The sequence below is a fragment of the Parvibaculum sp. genome, assembly GCF_030651915.1.
Classification (GTDB): Bacteria; Pseudomonadota; Alphaproteobacteria; order Parvibaculales; family Parvibaculaceae; genus Parvibaculum.
The window spans coordinates 378,057-396,032 of sequence record NZ_JAUSBV010000010.1; the positions used below are offsets into that span (position 1 = coordinate 378,057).

General features: G+C 61.4%; 18 protein-coding genes and 1 tRNA gene. 9 read left to right on the plus strand and 10 right to left on the minus strand.

Annotated features, from left to right (window positions below):
• Positions 1-25: 25 nt before the first annotated feature.
• Together Q7V31_RS15825 and Q7V31_RS15830 are read right to left on the minus strand one after the other, a co-directional pair.
• A complete protein-coding gene (locus Q7V31_RS15825) occupies positions 26-958 on the minus strand; it encodes a nitronate monooxygenase family protein (protein WP_304735679.1) in 933 nt (310 codons plus the stop codon).
• Positions 959-960: 2 nt separating this feature from the next.
• Positions 961-2,763, minus strand: coding sequence for an extracellular solute-binding protein (locus Q7V31_RS15830; RefSeq protein ID WP_304736033.1), 1,803 nt, complete (start codon positions 2,761-2,763; stop codon positions 961-963).
• A 222-nt stretch (positions 2,764-2,985) separates the two neighbouring features.
• On the opposite strand from Q7V31_RS15830, the gene Q7V31_RS15835 reads away from it, so the two are divergent.
• The gene (locus Q7V31_RS15835) at positions 2,986-3,534 is read left to right on the plus strand and encodes an invasion associated locus B family protein (protein ID WP_304735680.1); all 549 of its coding nucleotides are present in this window, start codon (positions 2,986-2,988) and stop codon (positions 3,532-3,534) included.
• A 3-nt stretch (positions 3,535-3,537) separates the two neighbouring features.
• Here Q7V31_RS15835 and Q7V31_RS15840 read toward each other — a convergent pair whose 3' ends face one another.
• Both Q7V31_RS15840 and hspQ read right to left on the minus strand, forming a co-directional pair.
• Positions 3,538-4,233 (minus strand): DapH/DapD/GlmU-related protein, encoded by a 696-nt coding sequence (locus tag Q7V31_RS15840; RefSeq protein ID WP_304735682.1) that lies wholly within the window; start codon positions 4,231-4,233, stop codon positions 3,538-3,540.
• Between the two features lie 107 nt (positions 4,234-4,340).
• Entirely contained in the window at positions 4,341-4,673 is a 333-nt protein-coding gene (gene hspQ / locus Q7V31_RS15845; RefSeq protein WP_304735683.1) for a heat shock protein HspQ, read from the minus strand.
• Between the two features lie 163 nt (positions 4,674-4,836).
• Here hspQ and Q7V31_RS15850 point away from each other — a divergent pair, with 163 nt between their 5' ends.
• Positions 4,837-5,940, plus strand: a complete 1,104-nt coding sequence (locus Q7V31_RS15850; protein ID WP_304735685.1) for an NADH:flavin oxidoreductase — start codon at positions 4,837-4,839, stop codon at positions 5,938-5,940.
• 6 nt (positions 5,941-5,946) lie between these two features.
• On the opposite strand, the gene Q7V31_RS15855 is transcribed toward Q7V31_RS15850, so the two are convergent.
• From Q7V31_RS15855 to Q7V31_RS15870, 4 genes are all read right to left on the minus strand, one after another.
• The gene (locus Q7V31_RS15855; protein WP_304735687.1) at positions 5,947-6,990 is read right to left on the minus strand and encodes a CoA ester lyase; all 1,044 of its coding nucleotides are present in this window, start codon (positions 6,988-6,990) and stop codon (positions 5,947-5,949) included.
• A 71-nt stretch (positions 6,991-7,061) separates the two neighbouring features.
• Positions 7,062-8,354: an MFS transporter gene (locus Q7V31_RS15860; RefSeq protein ID WP_304735688.1), complete on the minus strand. Its 1,293-nt coding sequence runs from the start codon at positions 8,352-8,354 to the stop codon at positions 7,062-7,064.
• A gap of 84 nt (positions 8,355-8,438) precedes the next feature.
• Positions 8,439-9,005 (minus strand): gamma carbonic anhydrase family protein, encoded by a 567-nt coding sequence (locus Q7V31_RS15865; RefSeq protein ID WP_304735690.1) that lies wholly within the window; start codon positions 9,003-9,005, stop codon positions 8,439-8,441.
• The gene (locus tag Q7V31_RS15870; protein ID WP_304735691.1) at positions 8,998-10,272 is read right to left on the minus strand and encodes an MFS transporter; all 1,275 of its coding nucleotides are present in this window, start codon (positions 10,270-10,272) and stop codon (positions 8,998-9,000) included. Before Q7V31_RS15870 ends, Q7V31_RS15865 begins: the two co-directional genes overlap by 8 nt.
• 168 nt (positions 10,273-10,440) lie before the next feature.
• Between Q7V31_RS15870 and Q7V31_RS15875 the strand changes: the two genes are divergently transcribed.
• The 5 genes from Q7V31_RS15875 (at position 10,441) to Q7V31_RS15895 (ending at position 14,727) form a co-directional block, all read left to right on the plus strand.
• Positions 10,441-11,058, plus strand: coding sequence for a glutathione S-transferase family protein (locus Q7V31_RS15875; protein WP_304735693.1), 618 nt, complete (start codon positions 10,441-10,443; stop codon positions 11,056-11,058).
• Between the two features lie 141 nt (positions 11,059-11,199).
• Positions 11,200-11,595, plus strand: coding sequence for a hypothetical protein (locus Q7V31_RS15880; protein WP_304735694.1), 396 nt, complete (start codon positions 11,200-11,202; stop codon positions 11,593-11,595).
• Between the two features lie 40 nt (positions 11,596-11,635).
• Positions 11,636-12,055, plus strand: coding sequence for a PaaI family thioesterase (locus Q7V31_RS15885; protein WP_304735697.1), 420 nt, complete (start codon positions 11,636-11,638; stop codon positions 12,053-12,055).
• A gap of 200 nt (positions 12,056-12,255) precedes the next feature.
• Entirely contained in the window at positions 12,256-13,056 is an 801-nt protein-coding gene (locus Q7V31_RS15890) for a triacylglycerol lipase (RefSeq protein WP_304735698.1), read from the plus strand.
• 123 nt (positions 13,057-13,179) lie between these two features.
• The gene (locus tag Q7V31_RS15895) at positions 13,180-14,727 is read left to right on the plus strand and encodes a wax ester/triacylglycerol synthase family O-acyltransferase (protein WP_304735700.1); all 1,548 of its coding nucleotides are present in this window, start codon (positions 13,180-13,182) and stop codon (positions 14,725-14,727) included.
• A gap of 59 nt (positions 14,728-14,786) precedes the next feature.
• Here the strand turns inward: Q7V31_RS15895 and Q7V31_RS15900 are convergent.
• Positions 14,787-14,876: transfer RNA gene (locus Q7V31_RS15900), tRNA-Ser, on the minus strand.
• A gap of 231 nt (positions 14,877-15,107) precedes the next feature.
• On the opposite strand from Q7V31_RS15900, the gene Q7V31_RS15905 reads away from it, so the two are divergent.
• On the plus strand, positions 15,108-15,419 hold the full coding sequence (locus Q7V31_RS15905) for a hypothetical protein (protein ID WP_304735702.1): 312 nt from the start codon (positions 15,108-15,110) through the stop codon (positions 15,417-15,419).
• Positions 15,420-15,421: 2 nt separating this feature from the next.
• Here Q7V31_RS15905 and Q7V31_RS15910 read toward each other — a convergent pair whose 3' ends face one another.
• The gene (locus tag Q7V31_RS15910; protein WP_304735704.1) at positions 15,422-16,762 is read right to left on the minus strand and encodes an MmgE/PrpD family protein; all 1,341 of its coding nucleotides are present in this window, start codon (positions 16,760-16,762) and stop codon (positions 15,422-15,424) included.
• A 189-nt stretch (positions 16,763-16,951) separates the two neighbouring features.
• Between Q7V31_RS15910 and Q7V31_RS15915 the strand changes: the two genes are divergently transcribed.
• Complete coding sequence (locus Q7V31_RS15915) at positions 16,952-17,953, plus strand: septal ring lytic transglycosylase RlpA family protein (protein ID WP_304735705.1); 1,002 nt, start codon at positions 16,952-16,954, stop codon at positions 17,951-17,953.
• Positions 17,954-17,976: the final 23 nt, after the last annotated feature.

Sequence of the window (17,976 nt, forward strand, 5' to 3'; positions counted from 1 at the left end):
AGCGACGCCGAGGACTTTTCGCCCTCTAGTTTTTTGCGGCCTCATATTCGGCCCGAAGCCGGGCAACGAGACTTGCCACCGGCTCTGTCCGGTCGATCATGCCAACACCATGGCCCGCCGACCAGACCTGCGCCCAGCGTTTGGCGCCGGATTGCGGATCGGTGAAGTCGATATCGGGGCTCTTTTCCATCGCGTCGAGATCGTAACCCGCGCGCGCGATACTCGGCTTCAGCCAGTTGGCCGCAACGCCGGTGATGGCGCGGGTCAGGATCAGGTCGTCCACGCTCGAGGCGATCAGCATGTCGCGATATTCGGGGGCAGCGAGGCTTTCCTCGCAAGCGATGAAGCGCGTGCCCATATAGGCGAGATCGGCGCCCAGCACCTCGGCGGCACGTATGCCGGCGCCATTGGTGATGCCGCCGCCCAGAACCACCGGTCCATCGAAGAATTCGCGCACGGCTGGTACGAAGGAAAATCCCGTCATCTGGCCCGTATGGCCGCCGGCACCCGCCGCCACCAGCACCAGCCCGTCGACGCCCGCCGCTACCGCCTTGCGGGCGAAGGGAACCGAATTCACATCTGCGAACACGAGGCCGCCATATTCATGCACCCGTTCGACGATGGCACGCGGGCTGCCGAGCGCGGTGATGACCAGCGGCGCCTTGTAACGCATGACGAGGTCGAGGTCTTCGTCGAGCCGCACGTTCGAACGATGAACGACCACGTTGGCCGCCCAGGGGGCGTCTTTCTCACCGAGACCGGTCGTGATGCGGTCCATCCACTCGTCGAGCATGGCGACGGTGCGGGCGTTCGGCGTCGGAAAGGAGCCGATGACACCGGCGCGCGATGCGGCCAGCACCAGTTCCGGGCCCGAGATCAGAAACATCGGTGCTGCGATCAGCGGCAATGTTACGCGCGCGCGCCACGCAGCGGGCAGTCTGGACGACAGGTTCAGCATCTCTACTCCTCAATCCACCATGCGCTGCTACGATAGCCGTAGAGTGACGGCTGTTCCGGTACCTTGACCTTGTCCCAGAGCGCCAGCCACTGGTTGGGCTGATGGAAGAGCGGGATCATGTAGGCACCGGACAGCAATACCCGGTCCATGGCCCGCACGGCAGCGACGAAGTCCTCATGCGTGCGCGCTTCGAGCATCGCTCCGATCATGGCGTCGATGGCGGGTTCCTTCGCGCCCATATAGTTGCGTGTTCCCGGTGCGTCGGCAGCGGCCGAGCCCCAATAGAAGCTTTGTTCGTTGCCGGGCGACAAAGAAGAAAACCAGCCGTTGAACATCATTTCAAAGTCGTAACTGCTGCGCCGTTCCTGAAATTGGCTTGGATCCACATTGCGTACCGATATGTCGATGCCGACGCGCCGGGTCATGCTTGCATAAGTGAGGGCGAGGCGCTCATCGTCGGGTGTCGCCACGAGTATTTCCAACTTCAACGGTCGGCCGGTTGGAACACCTGTCATGACGCCGCCGCGCAACTCATAGCCCGCTTCCTTCAACAGCGCGATGGCCGCCGCACGGTTTCGTCTGTCTTGTCCGGACGCATCGCCCGTCGGCGCATGCCAGCCATTTTCCATGATTTCAGGCAACACGGCATCAGGGAAAGGCGCCAGCAATTCGCGTTCGCGGGCACTTGCCGGGCGCCCATGCGAGCCAAGCTCAGAATTGTCGAAGAAGCTCTGCGTGCGAACATAGAGCCCGTGATAGAGATTGCGGTTGACCCATTCGAAATTGAAAAGCTGGACCAGGGCCTGGCGCACTTTTATGTCGGCAAGCGCAGATTTGCGCGTGTTGAAGACGAGAGCACGCATCCCCGAAGGCATACCGCTCTTGAATATCTCCTTGCGGACCTTGCCCTGACGGACCGCAGGAAAGTCATAGCTGTTGGTCCAGCGGCCGGGATCGTCCTCCGGGCGCGCATGATAGAGCCCGGCCTTGAAGGCTTCGAAGGAGGCATTGGCGTCGCGGAAATACTCGTAGGTGATGCGATCGATATTGTTGTGGCCCGAGTTGACCGGCAAGGCCGAGCCCCAGTAGTTCTCGTCGCGCCGGTAAACGACGCGTGCACCCGGCGCGAACCCGTCGACGACATATGGCCCGCTGCCGATAGCCATGTCGAAACCGGACTGGTCGAAATTTCGACTCTCGTAGATGTGCTTCGGCACAATGGGCATCAGGCCGAGAATCAGCGGAATTTCCCGGTCTCCATCCGGCGTGAATATGAACTTCACGGTGCGAGGGGCCGGTCGCTCGATACGCTCCACTTTCGAGTAATAGGTCTTGTAGTTCGGTCGGCCCTTGTCGCGCAGCGTCTCGAGCGAATAGATCACGTCGTCGACCGTGACCGGTGTTCCGTCCGAAAAATGTGCCTTCGGATTCAACGTGAAGGAAATCCAGCTCCGGTCATCCGCCATCTCGACTTTCTCGGCCAGCAACGCATAGAGCGTGAAGGCCTCGTCATATCCCCGCGCCAGCAAGCTCTCGAAAACATGCTCGCGCAGGCCGATTGCCGATGTGCCGCGCACGATAAATGGATTGAAGCTGTCGAAAGAACCGGTGGCGCCATAGGTAATGGAACCGCCTTTGGGCGCACTGGGATTTGCGTAGGAAAAATGGGTGAAACCGTCGGGGTAAAGCGGATCGCCGTGCATGGCGATGGCATGATCGGCCTTGGCAGGACCGGCAAAGGTCGCAAACAGGGAGGGAAGGATGACGGCCAGGGCAAGGCAGATCAGGGGTCGAGAAAACGGCATCACAGACAAGGCGTGTTCCTTCGGATTCCTCTGGCGGCGGCCGGACCGGGACCTGACGTCATTGCATAGCGTTAAGCAAATTTCCGGATTTTTCAAAGATTTCCAGTGCCTTGTTTATGCCGAAATGCGAGTCTATCAGAGCGCATGCTCGATGGTCCGAATACCCAACAAGGGTTCCGGGCCGTTTCACCGAGCGATTATGCTTCGAAAAGGACGTCTATCATGTTTCTTCGGCGCTTGATTCCCGGCATCGCCGCTGCGGTTCTCCTGTCCATGACCGGCGCCACGCCGGGAACGGCCCAGCCGGCCGCTCCCGAGCCCACTATCCAGAAATTTGGAACGTGGAGCACGCGCTGCGACGAGAACACGACCGGCGCCAAGCGCTGTCACGCCTTTGTCGGTGTCGCGGCCGGCGAAGACAAGCAAAGGCTGCTCTATCTCGGTATCGGCTATGGTCCGCAAGACAGCGACGGTGACGGCCAGAACGAGCTCTTCCTGTTTGCCATCACGCCTCTCGGCACCTTCCTGCCAGCGGGGATAGGCTGGTCCGTGGATGGCAAAGAGAACTTCAGCCAGCAGTTCATGTTCTGCATTGCCGGCGGTTGCCAGACCGAAATCCTGCTCTCGGATGAGCGACTGAAAGCAATGAAAAACGGCACCCAGATGGAGGTCGTGTTCCGTCTCGTCGGGCAGGGCGACGTAAAGGTTCCGGTGAAACTCGACGGCATCACCAAAGCAATCGCTGCGATTCCCGTTCCGAAAAAATCTTGATCGTCAGTCGCTGCGTGTCGGCGCGAACACGCTACGTAACCATCCGAACACTGTGTTGTTCCGTGCGAGGAGGCGCGTCAGGTTTTCCATATCGCGCGCAAGTTTTTCGGGATTGCCAAACAACGTCTCGCGTTTTTTGAACGACCTGTTGGGATCCAGTTCGCGGACGACGCGTGCCGGATTTCCGGCCGCAATGCAATTGGCAGGTATGTCCTTCGTGACCACGGCACCTGCACCGATGATGCTGTTATCGCCGATTGTCACACCCTTGCCGACAATTGCACGAACGCCAAGCCACACATTCTCGCCGATATGGATCGGCCGGTGCTTGTCCAGTTCGGCGGTGCGATCATAGGTGTCGTGCCAGTCGGAATCGGAGATATAGCAACCGCTCGCCATCATGGTATTGCTGCCAATCCGGATTTCTTCCGACGCAACGATATGCGTGCCGGGACTGATCAGCACATGGTCGCCGATGACGATGCGCCCTTCGCGTTCGCCGGTCCGCCAGGTGGCAAGACGCACATAATTTCCATCGGCTGCGTGCAAATGGAGATTGGCGCCGGCGGTGATCCCGCCACCCCAAAGCTCGATGTTCCAGGGGCTGGTCACGTCGAGCCCCGGTCCGATTGCGTCGAAGCCGGGAACCAGAAAGCGCTGCGTATAGAAACGCACCCACCCATTGATGATCCGGCGCACGAAATATGGCCTGGAGTCACGGCGCAAGGTTTGAGCCCTTCCCGGAGAGTAACCAAGACGCCGCCCGGCGGGCGGCTTTCGCACATCTGACTAGCAGATGGCAGATACTAATGTGCGGACTTTGCACGGATCGCGTAGATACTGCCCTGCAAGGTGCCGAAGAGCTCATGAACCTGCGAATGTCGCACCGGTTCGCCGGAGTCATCCGGAAGCAGGTTCTGCTCCGACACATAGGCGACGTACTCAGTGTCCGCGTTCTCGGCCAGCAGGTGGTAGTAGGGCTGGTCCTTGCGCGGCCGCACCTCTTCCGGGATCGAGTGCCACCATTCCTCGGTGTTGTTGAAGGTCGGATCGACGTCGAAGATCACCCCGCGAAAGGGATAGAACCTGTGGCGAACAACCTGGCCAATGCGGAATTTCGCCTGTCGGTTAACTTCCATAACGTCGTCGTACTCCCCAGGATATTGCACAATTCTAACAGGTGAAACGGCGCGACGGAAACCCTGTGATCTGGCGATCTTGATTTCACAGGCAGGGATTGCCATTCGCCGACAAATTCTCAATATGGCGGACAACGCCATTCCCCGCATTCAGGAGCTTTGTATGAGCCGTTCCGTCGCACCGCTGTTCGAGCCCTTCACGTTAAACGGGCTGACACTGCCCAACCGGGTCGTCATGGCCCCCATGACCCGTTCCCAGTCGCCTGGAGCCATTCCCGGCCCGGACGTCGCCGCCTATTACCGCCGCCGTGCGGAAGCCGAATGCGGCCTTATCATCACTGAGGGCACGACCGTCAATATGCCGGTCGCAACCGGCGATCCGAAGGTCCCGCAATTCTGGGGCGAGGAGGCTCTGAAGGGCTGGAAACGCGTCGTGGATGAAGTGCATGGCGCGGGCGGCAAGATCATGCCGCAGCTCTGGCATGTCGGCATGATGCGCAATCCGGCCAAGGCAACCAATACGGACCTGCCGAGCCACGGCCCCTCGGGTCTGACCAAACCGGGCAAGCAGCTTTCGCAGCCCATGACCAAGGCTGAAATCAAGGCAACCATCGACGCCTTCGCCCGCGCCGCGGCCGATGCCCGCGCGATTGGCTTCGACGGGGTCGAGGTTCACGGTGCCCATGGCTACCTCATCGACCAGTTCTTCTGGGAGGGTACCAACCAGCGTGAGGATGAATATGGCGGCGATCTCGTTGGCCGCACACGCTTTGCGGTTGAGATCATCGAAGCGATCCGGCGCGAGGCGGGCAAGGACTTCCCGCTGATCCTGCGCTTTTCGCAGTGGAAACAGCAGGACTACACGGCGAAGCTCGCACAGACGCCGGATGAGCTCGGCGCTTTCCTCAAACCGCTTTCGGATGCCGGCGTCGATGCCTTCCACTGCTCACAGCGTCGTTTCTGGGAGCCGGAGTTCGAAGGTTCCGACCTCAACCTCGCCGGCTGGACCAAGAAGCTCACCGGCAAGCCCTCGATCACGGTCGGCAGCGTCAGCCTGTCGGGCGAATTCATCGCTTCCTTTGCCGGCGAAGCGTCCGAGGCCACCGGCATCGACGATCTGCTGGAGCGGCTGGAGCGGGGCGAGTTCGATCTGGTGGCGGTCGGGCGGGCGTTGCTGGTCGATCCGGCATGGACCCACAAGATCCACCAGGGTGCCTTCGATCAGCTGCTGCCGTTCAAGCCGGAGGCGCTGGCGGTACTTTCCTGAGGGCTCTCACAGACCGTATGCCTTGGCAAGGTCGGGGTCTCGGGCCCCGACCTTCTTTGCCAGATCGACGATGACCCTGGCCTGTTTCCAGGTCGCGTCATCCTGCATCTTGCCGTCGATCATGGCGACCCCGGTGCCGTCGGGCATCGATTCGAGAATCCGCTTGGCGAAAATCACTTCGGCCGGGTCGGGGCTGAAGACGCGCTTGGCGATGGCGATCTGGTTCGGGTGCAGCGACCAGGCACCCACGCAGCCCATCAGGAAGGCGTTGCGGAACTGCTGCTCGCAGGCGTCCGCGTCCTGGATGTCGCCGAAGGGGCCGTAGAAGGGCCGGATGTCGTTCGAGACGCAGGCATCGACCATCTTGGCAAAAGTGTAGTGCCAGAGGTCCTGCTGGGCGGCGATGCGCGGGCTGCCGTCTTCCTTCGGGTCCTCGAGCACCCGGTAGAACGGATGTCCACCGCCAACACGCGTCGTTTTCATCCGTCGCGAGGCGGCGAGGTCGGCCGGGCCAAGGCTCATGCCATGCATGCGAGGGCTGGCGCAGGCAATTTCCTCAACGTTCTTGACGCCTTGCGCCGTTTCCAGAATGGCATGGATGAGGAGCGGCTTCTTCAATCCGTGCTTCGCCTCAAGCTGGGCCAGCAACTGATCGAGATAGTGGATATCCCAGGGGCCTTCGACCTTGGGTAGCATGATCACATCGAGCTTGTCGCCGATCTCGCCGACAAGTTCCGTTATGTCGTCGAGCATCCAGGGGCTGTTCAGCGGATTGATGCGGGTCCAGAAACCCGTCGCACCGAAATCATGGGCTTTGCCGACCTCGATGACCCCCCTGCGTGCCGCTTCCTTGGCGTCCGCCGGAATCGCATCCTCCAGATTGCCGAGCAGCACGTCGACCTGCGGGATGATCTCGCCTATCCGTGCACGGAGCTTTTCGTTGTGCCCCGGAAAGAAATGGATCATGCGCTCGAGCGCCACCGGCAGCTCCCGATAAGGGGCCGGAGCGCCGATGGCGAGGGGCTTGTAGAAGTTTGATGACAGTTTCATGACAGTTCCGTGACAGAAGGGGGGTGGCACATCAGCCTAACTGTACGTGCAGGGCGAATCCATTAATGCTTTCAAGATAGTACAGCCTTCTTCTCAGCCTCGATCAAAGCCCGTACCGGTCCAGCGGCCAAAAGGCAGGCAAAACCGAACAGCGGCGACAGCGTGATCGCTAGATAGGCGGTCTCGTAACCGCCCGCCGCGACATAGAGAAATCCCAGCAAAGCCGGGCCCGCCGCATTGGCGCAGGTCGTGATCATCTGCGAGACGGAGAGAATACGCGCATAGGCCTTGATGCCGAAGGCTTCGGCCATGATCAGCGGTTGCATCATCTGCATGTTGCCGACCGTTGCGCCGAACATGACAGAGGCGATGAGCAGTGCCACCGCGCCCTCGGCAAAGGCAAAGGCGGCGAAAGAAAAGCCCTGCAGCACAAATATTCCAAAGAGATAGCGGCGCGAAGAAACCCGCGCCAGCAGCCAACCGCCAACAAGGCGTCCGGCAATGCTGGCGGCAGCCATGACCGAGACGGCGAGGGCGGCCGTCGAGGTGTCGCCGGTGCGCGTCAGCACGAGACGGAACTGATGCGCGAGGCTGCCGACCTGCGCCATCATGGCGAAAACGAAGGCGGCCGTGCAGAGAATGAAGAAACGGCTCCGAACCGCCTCGGCAAAGCCGATGCCGTCGGGCGGCAGCAAGCTGCCATCGGCGGCGCGCCGGGGCGGATCGCCGTCGGGCGAGAGGCCGATCGCTTCGGGGCTGCGCCGCAGCACCGCCAGCGTTACCGGGATGACGCCAAGTATCATCATCAAAGCCAGCCAATAAGCTGCCTCGCCGAGCCCGAGCGTACCGACAAGGCCCGCCGAGATCGGCGTGAAGATGATGCCGCCCATCGACAGACCCGTCGAGGCATAGGCAATCGCCTTCGAACGCTGGCGCGTGAACCAGCGCGCGACAATCGTCATGCCGGGAATGACGGCGACGGCGGCGTTGCCGATGCCGAACAGAATATAGAAACCGTAGAGTTGCCAGAGCTCCGTCACATGGCCGGCGCCGGCCAGTACCAGCGCCGACAGGAGCGCGCCACCGGCGATGACCCAGCGCGGATCGTAGCGATCCAGCAGCCAGCCAACGCCGAGCCCTGCGATACCTGATGAAATGAAGAAAACCGCTGTGGCGTTCGATGTCGCCGAGACCGAGAATCCGCCGCCGGAGACAAAAGCTTCCAGAAAAATCGACAGATTGTAGAAGATCAGTCCGCACGACACGGTGTGCACGACAAAAACCGCACCGACGATATACCAGCCGTAAAAGAGGCCGGCGCGCGGCGGGGCGCGCGGCGTTTCTGGCGCGGGGCCAGCATTCATGTTGTCGAACTCCGGCAAGGTCGATAGACGAATGGCGTGATCTGACCTAAATAGAGCTTCCGGTCAGTTCCCCCAAGCGGAATCTTATTTGGTTGCCAGCGCGCGCATCTCTTCCGCCATCGCCTGGCGAAAAGTTTCCCGTTCCGTCACCCGATGATCGCCCTCCGCATATGCCCTGGCGTTCTCGTAGTAGAAGCGGGCATTCATGATGTTGGCCGCACCGCTGTCCCGGCTCCGGATGACCTTGGCCGGTGACCCGGCCACAATAGAATTCTCCGGGATAACGGTTCCCTCGGTCACAATCGAATGGCCGGCAACAATCGAGTTCCGACCAATCCTTGCACCGTCCATGATCGTGGCGTTGATCCCGATCAGGCAATTGTCTCCAATCTCGGCACCGTGGATCGTGCAGTGATGCGTGATCGAGCAGTTATCGCCAATGATCGTCGGCGTCTCGTTGCCGACATGGATCATCACGAAATCCTGGATGTTGGTTCGCCGGCCGATCCTGACTTCGTGCATCTCGCTGCGAATGACGACATATGGCCAGAGCGACGCGCCTTCGCCGATGAATATCTTGCCGTAGATCAGCGCTGTTTCGTGGATGAATGCCGGATTGTCGAGAACGACATCGGGGCCGAGATCACGCATGAGATTTTCCATCGATGAGGGCGCGGACCGGGCCCGCAGCAAGGATCAGCAGAAAGGCGAGTAGCGACGCCGACGCCATCACCAGAAATGCCACTTCGTAGCCGCCGAGTCCTTCATAGAGAAAGCCAATGGCCGCTGGCCCCGTCGCCACACCGGCGGTCATGCAGAGTTGCGTCACCGAATAAATGCGACCATAGGCCTTGAGGCCAAAAGCCTCTGCGACCATAAGGGGTTGCATCATCAGCAAATTGCCGACGGTCAGGCCGAAAACGATAGTCGTTGCGATCAGTGCCGGTGTTGTTTCCGCAAAGGCATAAAAGGAGAGGGCGGCACCCTGGACAATCGTCAGGCCAAAAACGAAGCCGCGTGACGGAATCCATCTGAGCGCCTGTCCGCCGATCAGACGGCCGATGATGCTGGCGGCTGCCATCGTCGCCACGGCAAGGCGCGCGGTGTTGCTGTTGTCGGTGCGCGAAAAGACAAGACTGTACTGGTGCGCGATCACGCCGACCTGCGCCATCATCGCGAAAACATAACCTGTCGTCAGGAAGATGAAAAAGCGGCTGCGGACGGCATTCTCGAATGAAATGCCATCGGCGGGCAGGGGCACGCCACTCGCGTCCCGCATGATCGGATCGCCGTCCGGGCCGAGCCCCATCGATTGCGGCGACGGGCGGATCAGCAACCAGGCAACGGGCACAACACCGAGAATGAACATCAGCGCCAGCCACGGCGCCGCGCCGCCGAGCCCGATGCGTTCGATCAGCAGAGCCGATACCGGCGTCAAAACGATGCCGCCGAGCGAGAGGCCAGTGGAGGCATAGGACAACGCGACCGAGCGTTGCCGCGCAAACCAGCGCGCGACCAGCGTCGTGCCGGGGATCAACGCCGCGCCCGCATAGCCGACGCCGAACAAAATGTAGAAGGCGTAGAGTTGCCAGAGTTCCGTGACGTAGCCTGCGCCGAAGATGGCAAGGGCGGCGATCAGCGCGCCGCCTGTGATCACCCAGCGCGGATCGTGGCGCTCGATCAATGCAGCGACGCCGAGGCCGGCGAGACCGGACGCGAGAAAAAAGCACGCGGTGGCGGCAGACGTTGCCGAAACCGAGAAACCACCCTGCAGCACGAAGGCCTTGAGATAGACCGACAGGTTGTAGAAGCCGAGCCCCGCCGTCGTGGTCATGATGACCAGAACGGCGATGACGACGTACCAGCCATAAAAAAGGCCCTGGGCCGGGCCTGTCGGTTCGGCGCTTTTCGCGCTCATGGTTGGCCTCCCGCACCCAACGCGCGGAAGGCACGCCGGACGCCCTACATAATCGCCCCACGCCCGCGCGCCAAGCCGAAAAGCCTGACTAGTGGCGTGGTCGGCATCATTCGGTTATTCATGGGGCCATACCGGCATTTCAACGACCGGAACCACAGGGAGCTACCTATGAAATTCTACAATTCGATCGGGCCAAATCCGCGCGTGGTCAAAATGTTCATGCAGGAGAAGGGGATCAAACTGCCGTTCGTCGAAGTCGACCTGATGGCCGGCGAGAACCGCAAGGAGCCATATCTGGCGAAGAACCCTTCCGGGCAGTCGCCGGCGCTTGAACTCGACGACGGGACTGTGCTCGCCGAGATCACGGCCATTTGCGAATATCTGGACGAGAAGTTTCCCGGCAACTCCCTGATCGGCTCCACACCCGAGGAGCGCGCCGAGACGCGGATGTGGACGCGCCGCGTCGACCTCAATATCTGCGAACCGATGGCCAACGGTTTCCGCTTTGCAGAGGGCCTGCCTCTCTTCCAGAACCGGATGCGCTGCCTGCCCGAGGCGGCGGCCGGCCTGAAGGCCATTGCCCAGGACAAGCTGGCATGGCTCGACAAGCTGATGAGCGGTCGCGAGTTCCTTGCCGGCAAGCGCCTGACGATGGCTGACATTCTGTTGTTTGGCTTTCTCGACTTTGGCGCGTCGGTCGGTCAGCCGATTGATCCGGAGTTCAAGAATATCAGCGCCTGGTTCGAGCGCATGAAGGCGCGGCCCTCGGCTGCCGCAAGCGCCTGAGCAAGTCCCGTTCGGCGGTGGAACCGGTCCTTCGATTGAGGTGCCGGTTCCATTACCGGAAATCAACTTGCAGCCGCTGCGGAATCTGCCAAGCTAGTAAAAACCAATTACTAGTTGGGGGGTATCTTGGGAGGAACAGCCGTGAAGTATCTTGTACAGCTTTGCTTGGCTCTCGGCGTCGCAATGACCGTGAGCATGTTCGTCGCGCCCGAGCGTGCACATGCGCAGCCGGTACCGGATTGCATCGATTCACCGGACGGGAAGCCGCAAGCGACCGCCGCCTGGTGGGGCCGCCGCACGGCGGAGGAAAAGCACTTGATCTCCGAACTGGAATGCAAGGAACGCTTCATTCCGATGGTCTGCATTTTCCTTTGGGAACCGGATCTTCGGGCCTGCACCAACAAGGGTGTCGCCGAGTACCGCGCCGACAAGGCCTGCACCGCGAAGGGCCATGCCTTGCTGTCGGAAGCACATGTCGCGTGCAAGGAAGAGTTCAAGCGCAGCTTCTCGCCGCCATTTCCAGGATCGACGTCCTGAGGCAGTATGACCCGGCACGCGCCGCCGGGAGTAAACACATTTGAGCCACAGCAAGACAGACATGCCGCCGCTGGATGACGATTGGGAATCGCCGGCGGCCGTTACCCTCGGCAAGAAGGTTCTGGAGACGGACCGGGAGCGCGGCTATATCCGCGCTTCCTTCGTCGCCGGCGACGGCTTCGTCAATCGCGGCGGCCGCATTTTCGGCGGCTTCCTTTCGGCGATGCTCGACGGATTGTGCGGCCATGCTGTTCGCCTTACGCACGAAGAACCGGGGACACCTCAGGTCACGCTCGAACTCAAGACCAGCTTTGTCGGCCGCGCCGACAAGGGAACGCTGACAGGCGAAGGATGGGTGCGCCATCGCGGCAAGTCGATCGCCTTCGCCGAAGCCGAACTGCGCGACGCGGCGGGAGAACTGGTCGCCAAGGGCAGCGCCACGTTCAAGATCGGCCGGTGAGCCCACCCATTAATCCCGCCAAACTGATGGTTTTTGGCGGTTGGCGGATCGCTCCCGTCCGGCTTGAACGGCGCTCTAATGGCGCGTAGCCTCATTTCAAAGACATCACCCGCCGGATTCTTGTGAACGAGAGCGGGACAGTTTCAGGCTCACAAACTCGGACACAACGGAGCAGATCAGCTCCCGGAAGGAATTGCGGCATGGCTGCAATCGCAGACGTCAGCGCAGCCGACATTGGTCGAAACATGAAGCAACGGCTTCAGCCCCCTTCGCGGCTCCTGACGCTTGCGGAACCCCGTGCGCTCATCGAACTCGGCATGGGTCTCGCGTCGCTGCCTTTGTTGATGCGGGCTCCGCGCGGCGACGGACATCCGGTGCTTGTAATGCCGGGCTTTCTCGCCTCCGACGGCTCCACCAAACTGCTGCGCAGCTATCTCGACCGGCTCGGCTATGAGACGCAAGGCTGGGGGCTTGGCCGCAATATCGGCAGCATGATGGCGCGGCGTCATCAGCTCTATGAGGAAGTCGAGGCGCTGCACGAAAAGACCGGCCGCAAGGTCAGCCTGATCGGCTGGAGTCTCGGCGGCATCTATGCCCGCGATGTGGCGTTGACCATGCCCGAGGCGATCCGCTCGGTCATTTCTCTGGGCAGTCCCTTCGCCAACGATTTACGGGCGACGCATGCCGGCAAGCTCTACGAAAAGCTCGGTGGCGAGGCGGTCGACGACATTGCCGAAGCTGATCTGGTTCGCATACAGAGCGATCTCGCAGTGCCGACAACCGCGATCTACACAAAGACCGATGGCATCGTGAACTGGCGCACCTGCGTGCTGCGAGAAGGCCCGCAAGCCGAGAATATCGAGGTTCTCGGCAGTCATTGCGGTCTCGGCGTCAACCCGGCTGTCCTTTGGGCTGTTGCCGACCGGTTGGCACAGAAGGAAGGTACCTTCCAACCGTTCGCACGGCGGGGTCCGTTCCGGCTCGGTTATCCGGCGGCCTGACACGTTCCGATGTTTCCGCTCGGGGGAGGGGAAACAACGCGTTCGGTATGAATTGAAAGAGCGCAAGCCCACTACAAGGGCCAGCCGGCACCAAGCCGGCGCGCTTCATGGGGGGAGGAAAATATGGACCAGCTCAGTCCGATGGATGCGTCGTTTCTCTATTTCGAAACGGCGAACGCACCGATGCATATCGGCGGGTTGACGATCTACGATCAGTCGACGGTCGAGGGCGGCGTTCTGGGATTCAAGCGTATCCTCGAGAACTACGAGACGCGGCTGCATCTTGCGCGCTCCTTCCGACAGCGCATCGTTCATGTGCCGATGAACCTCGATCACCCTTACTGGATCGAAGATCCGAATTTCGATATCGAATTCCATGTTCGGCACATTGCACTGCCCAAACCCGGCAACTGGCGCCAGCTCTGCATCCAGGTCGCACGTCTTCACGCGCGCCCGCTCGACGTTTCGCGGCCGCTCTGGGAATTCACCGTGATCGAGGGGCTCGACCAGGTGGAAGGGCTGCCGCCGGGTAGCTTCGGCATCATGTCCAAGATTCACCACGCCGCAATCGACGGTGTGTCCGGCGCCGAAATCGTTGCCGCCATTCACGACATCGCGCCGGACGCCCGGCCGGCACCGCCCGAAAAACCCTGGGTGCCGGAACGCGATCCCAATGTGCTCGAGCTGCTGTCACGCACCTATATCAACAATCTGCGCCAGCCCTTCAAGCTTGCGGGCGTCGTGGCGTCGTCGGTGCCGGCTCTCGCGAAAGTCGGTATCGGCCTTACGGCGGGCAAGCTCAAGACGGCGGGGCCGGTGCCGCGCACCCGTTTCAACACCAGCATTTCTCCGCATCGCGTTTTCGATGGCCGCTCCTTTTCGCTCAGCGATATTCGGGCAATGAAGAGCGCCGTCGAGGGTGCGACCGTCAACGACGTGATCGTGGCGGTTGTCGGCGGCGCGATGCGCAAATATCTCGAAGCGAAGGACGAACTGCCGAAAGAGTCGCTGATCGCCATGGCGCCGATTTCCGTTCGTTCCGACGACAAGAAGAAGGCCGCCGGTAATCTCGTCAGCGGTATGATGCTTTCGATCCGAACCGATATTGCCGATCCGGCCGAGCGGCTGCGGGCGGTTTTCCAGGCGACCAAGAGTTCGAAGGAACTGACCAACGCCATCGGCGCCAAGACGCTTTCGGATTATTCGCAATTCATTCCGTCGACGCTGTCGGGGCTCGCAGCGCGGCTCTACTCCAATCTCGGTATCGCCAACCGCATCCGACCTTTCTTCAACACCGTCATCACCAATGTGCCGGGACCACAAATTCCGCTCTACATGACGGGCTCGCGCATGGTTACGCATTACGGGCTGGCACCGATTCTCGACGGCATGGGCATTATCCATCCGGTGTTCAGCTATTGCGGCCAGATCACCGTGTCGTTCACGTCCTGCCGCGAGATGATGCCGGACCCCGATTTCTACGCCGCCTGCATTCAGGAATCCTTCGACGAGATGAAAGAGGCGATGCTCGCCGAAGCAGAGGCGAGCGGCGTCGAAACAATCAACGCAAAACCGAAGGCGAAGGCGGCAACGGGCCCGCGCCGCAAGCAATCTACGCCGAGAGTCGCGAGGGCCAAAACGAGCGCAAAGGCGGCAGGAACGGCGGCTTGAGATCAGCGTCGCGCAGTGGACGGCTGTGGAAAGTGCCGAGAGACGCTGCCGCACTTTAGTGGCGGATGGGGTGGGATTCGAACCCACGGTGAGCTTGCACCCACGCCGGTTTTCAAGACCGGTGCCTTAAACCACTCGGCCACCCATCCGGGCTCTCGAGTTACCGGTAGCGACGACGCAACTCAACCGGAAAATCGGCAGCATTGCTTCTTCGCCCAGCAGATGTCGAACTGAGCGTTTTTGCCTTGTCGGCCAGGCCATCGATCCCGTTCCTTTATGGTTAACGTCAATTCCCTTTTGCAAGTCCCGGCAATGCTTGCCAAAATGGGACAAAAGCGGGCAAGAATGCCGCGTGCGTGGCTTTCGGGGGGAGTGTTGTTGTGCCGGTTGATTTAACGTCGCCATGGATTCCGCTGGGCATCATCATGGTGCTTGGCATTTTTATGTTCCGGCAGTTTCTCGGGGAGCGGCGGGAGTCCCGTGAACTGGCTCTCGCGGAGGCCGCGGCGGAGGCAGCGCCCAAGACAAATGTCGCGCCGCCCGCACCGCTGGGAACAGCCCCGACGTCCGAAAAAGAGAAGCGCAAGCTGCGTTGGCGGACAGCCTGGATCTGGATGCCTTTTCTGATCGGCTTTTTCGGGCAGGCCTATCTGAGCTTCATCAAGCCAATGGTCGACAACGCCGCCGGCTGATTTCAGACCAGCGAAAGATCGGGCAGGGTTGCGCTTTCGGCAAGGCCGAGTACGGCGTCGATGAACGGCGTCGGGTTCGCGAGCCCGCCGTGACGGAGAAGCATTCCGGCTTTCTCCACCATTTCATTGGGGCTGAGCGGCGCTTCGGGGTCGCCCTTGGCGTCGGTGCGTTCGGCCACAAGTTCACGCCCGTCGGCCATGCGCAGACGGACACGACCGCCCCAGTTCTGCGGATAGGCGGACGCCCATGGATTGGCGGCTTCGATCCGGGCTCGCGCCGCAAGCGGTGCACAGCGTTGTCGGGCCGCGGCACCGAAGGCTTCAAAATCGACCACCGGGAACAGCAGGGCGGCGGCGGCCGCGTGCTGCAACGAGAACTTTGCCTCATAGTCGCTTTGCACAACGGGCCGATCGCAGACATCGATTGCCGCCCCATAGGTCGAAATGTCGATCGCTTCTATCGCATTCGTGTCGAGTCCCTCGGCCGTCAGCTGCAATCGCAGCTCGACGGCCGCATCGATGGTCGGATGGGTGTGACGGCATGAAGGCCATGGCTTGATCGAGGTGCGAACAAGTTGCCACGGCGCGCCTGGGGCACGCAGAACCGCATCCGGATCCGCGTCGGGGCAAGCTGCCCGAAAAAACCCCTTCTCACCTTCCAGAATTTGGGGCGGACCCGTGAAGCCGAAGGCTGCGAGTTCCGCAGCGTTGACACCTGCTTCTGCGGCATGGCCGGCATGGAGATGTTTGGTCATCGCGCCGGTTTCGAGAAATTGCCAGAGGCCGGCGGACTGACTGCCTGCATTTCCCAGCGCGTGAACCGCGGCCTCGTCCGACAAGCCGAGGAGCGACGCGCCCGCCATCGCCGAGCCGAAGGGCCCGCAGGTCGCCGTGTTGTGCCAGATGCGATAATGCGCCGGCCCGACAGCCATGCCGACCCGCGTCGTCGCCTCGAAGCCTTGCAGAACCGCCTGAAGAAACGCCCGTCCGCTCGCGCCTCGCGCCGTCGCGAGCGCCCAGGCGGCCGGAACGACGACACAGCCGGGATGCACCACCGACTCGCGATGCAGATCGTCAGTTTCCAGAATATGGCAGAGCGCCGCCATCAGGAATGCCAGGCGCGCCGGTTCAGGCGCCGTGTTGGAGCCACCGCGCGCATGCCACCAGTTCATCAACACGCGCCCGGGCTCCGAATTGCGCCCGGCCAGGCTGTTGGCGACGGCATCGAGCGTAAAGAGCGCCGCAGCCTCGAAATCGGCCGACGTCATCGGTTTTCGCCGGATCAGGCCGACGAGGCCAGCGGTCAGGGAAGGACGGGCGGGGCCGCCGGAAAGGTCGTTCACTTTTTTGTTCCAACAGACGGAATGTCTTTACGGACATGATGTAACCATATGGAGCCCGTAGCAAATTCCGGCTGCCGACCCGGTCTTGCTTGCCGCCGAATGTCCGGCTCAATATAAGAAAACTGTATAGATTCGAGGGATGAGTCGTCGCAGACGATGTACGACCGCCTCCTCGGAGAGAGGTCTCCGATGACTATTCAAACTTCTGAAAAGGTCCGCGGCTCAGCGCGTGCTCTGCTGGCGCCGCTGGCGCTTGCCTTGATGCTGGCAGGCTGCGGCACCGCCAGCAAGCCGTCGACGTCGGGGCCGATGAAAACCGGCGGCGGATACTACAAGGTCGGCAATCCCTATCAGATTGGCGGCATCTGGTATTATCCGCGCGAAGATGAGAAATATGATTCGACCGGCATCGCCTCCTGGTACGGGCCGCAATTTCACGGCAAGCAGACGGCCAATGGCGAGATTTTCGACCAGAATGCGATGACCGCCGCACATCCGACGCTGCCCATGCCGACGATCGCGCGGGTTACCAATCTCGAAAACGGCCGCTCGGTGATTGTGCGCGTCAACGACCGGGGGCCATTCGCCGCCGGGCGCGAGATCGATATGTCGAAGCGCGCTGCCGAGGAGCTCGGCTTCATGACGAAAGGCACGGCAAAGGTGCGGGTGCAGTTTATTGGCCGGGCTCCGCTCGATGGCGGCATCGGTGACGGACGCGCCGTTGCCGAAACCTTTATCGCGCCGAAGGTCGAGACGCCACCGGACGAACGCCGCGCGAATGCCGCGCCGTTGATGTCGGTGGCTGCCGTCTCGACCTCTCAGCTGGCTGCGCCTGTCGGTGCGGCAAGCGCGCCGCCGCAGAACATAATGCCCGCATCGGCGCCGACCGCACCGTCCGATGCGGCCATGCAGCCTGTTCGCGATGACGCAAGCCTGACGCGGCAGGTGCCCGTCTCCGGGGCCGGCAATATCTACGTGCAGGCCGGCTCGTTTCAGAACCTGCAAAACGCCGAAGCCGTACGTCAGCATTTGACAGGGCTCGGGCAGGTCGAAATTCAGACGACGATGGTCGACGGCACACAGTTCTATCGTGTGCGCCTGGGGCCGCTCTCCGACGTTCCGGCGGCCGACAGTTCGCTGCAGTCCGTCTTGCAGCGCGGACATAACGGCGCGCGTATCGTCATCGACTAGGCCGTACAATTGCCGGCGAGCAG

Bases quoted from the DNA above. Each gene is read 5' to 3' on its own strand.
- Q7V31_RS15825 (WP_304735679.1), bottom strand. From the start codon at position 958: ATGCTGAACCTGTCGTCCAGACTGCCCGCTGCGTGGCGCGCGCGCGTA.
- Q7V31_RS15830 (WP_304736033.1), bottom strand. From the start codon at position 2,763: ATGCCGTTTTCTCGACCCCTGATCTGCCTTGCCCTGGCCGTCATCCTT.
- Q7V31_RS15835 (WP_304735680.1), top strand. From the start codon at position 2,986: ATGTTTCTTCGGCGCTTGATTCCCGGCATCGCCGCTGCGGTTCTCCTG.
- hspQ (WP_304735683.1), bottom strand. From the start codon at position 4,673: ATGGAAGTTAACCGACAGGCGAAATTCCGCATTGGCCAGGTTGTTCGC.
- Q7V31_RS15850 (WP_304735685.1), top strand. From the start codon at position 4,837: ATGAGCCGTTCCGTCGCACCGCTGTTCGAGCCCTTCACGTTAAACGGG.
- Q7V31_RS15855 (WP_304735687.1), bottom strand. From the start codon at position 6,990: ATGAAACTGTCATCAAACTTCTACAAGCCCCTCGCCATCGGCGCTCCG.
- Q7V31_RS15860 (WP_304735688.1), bottom strand. From the start codon at position 8,354: ATGAATGCTGGCCCCGCGCCAGAAACGCCGCGCGCCCCGCCGCGCGCC.
- Q7V31_RS15865 (WP_304735690.1), bottom strand. From the start codon at position 9,005: ATGCGTGATCTCGGCCCCGATGTCGTTCTCGACAATCCGGCATTCATC.
- Q7V31_RS15870 (WP_304735691.1), bottom strand. From the start codon at position 10,272: ATGAGCGCGAAAAGCGCCGAACCGACAGGCCCGGCCCAGGGCCTTTTT.
- Q7V31_RS15875 (WP_304735693.1), top strand. From the start codon at position 10,441: ATGAAATTCTACAATTCGATCGGGCCAAATCCGCGCGTGGTCAAAATG.
- Q7V31_RS15890 (WP_304735698.1), top strand. From the start codon at position 12,256: ATGGCTGCAATCGCAGACGTCAGCGCAGCCGACATTGGTCGAAACATG.
- Q7V31_RS15895 (WP_304735700.1), top strand. From the start codon at position 13,180: ATGGACCAGCTCAGTCCGATGGATGCGTCGTTTCTCTATTTCGAAACG.
- Q7V31_RS15915 (WP_304735705.1), top strand. From the start codon at position 16,952: ATGACTATTCAAACTTCTGAAAAGGTCCGCGGCTCAGCGCGTGCTCTG.